1 protein-coding gene and 1 pseudogene are annotated in these 850 nt (G+C 32.0%); one reads left to right on the plus strand and one right to left on the minus strand.

Annotated features, from left to right (window positions below):
• Positions 1-166, plus strand: a pseudogene (locus tag ACFQZ1_RS09505) (IS6 family transposase); the annotation flags it as partial.
• A gap of 43 nt (positions 167-209) precedes the next feature.
• Here ACFQZ1_RS09505 and ACFQZ1_RS09510 read toward each other — a convergent pair.
• Positions 210-353, minus strand: coding sequence for a tautomerase family protein (locus ACFQZ1_RS09510; protein ID WP_377881860.1), 144 nt, complete (start codon positions 351-353; stop codon positions 210-212).
• Positions 354-850 lie beyond the last annotated feature (497 nt).

Below are 850 nucleotides of genomic sequence, written 5' to 3' on the forward strand. Positions count from 1 at the left end.
ACGAGTTCGTTCGATGTTAGGATTGAAATCCTTTCGCACAGCTACATACATTATTTCTGGAATAGAAGCTATGCATATGGTAAAAAAAGGGCAACTTGTTTTACTGGATAAGTCTGTCCAAAATCAGGTGAATTTCATCCATCAACTATTTGAAATTGCTGCTTAAGACTAGATTCCATTAGGAAATTTTTTGTCTCTTTATATCTTTCCTAAGTATTTGCACCAGAACCGATATGAGTATGTTCTGGCTTTTTACCGAGTACGTTAACAAGAGTCGTTGTAAATTCTTTTACTATTTGGGCTTTTTGTTCACGAGTTGCACCCTTCGTTATTTGAAGATTAATATATGGCATATTTACCCCTCCAATTATTTACATTGATAAATGCTATTTCCACTAATACATATCTCTTTCCTTCTAATTGAATTTCTTCACACTTCCTATAAGGAGTAGCACGCACATTTTAATGTTTTTATACGCTAAGGGATTCTCAAAACTCATTACTAATAATTCCAGTTAAAATTTTGATTTAGAGATGAGTTTTGATACGGTTTTAAAGCTATTTTTAAGACATTTTAAGGTGAATCCTATTAATCTCAAATACCTACGTTTTTGAGATTAATAATTCGCTTAGAGTAGTAAAATCAACGTTTTTTGATGTCGAAAATTGCTTAGCGTATATTTTCGTTAAAATGTGGACGGGACCCCTATATAAGATTAGTTAATATAAAACCATTTATCGGTAACAAAAAAAGCACCTAATCATAATACTAGGTGCTTTTTTTACACTACTCTTTACTTTGTATTTTACGGGCAGCATCTACTGCAAAATAAGTGAGAATACCATCACA

Source organism: Bacillus sp. CGMCC 1.60114, assembly GCF_042676365.1.
In the GTDB taxonomy this organism is placed as follows: Bacteria; Bacillota; Bacilli; order Bacillales; family Bacillaceae_G; genus Bacillus_A; species Bacillus_A rhizoplanae_A.

Bases quoted from the DNA above. Each gene is read 5' to 3' on its own strand.
- ACFQZ1_RS09510 (WP_377881860.1), bottom strand. From the start codon at position 353: ATGCCATATATTAATCTTCAAATAACGAAGGGTGCAACTCGTGAACAA.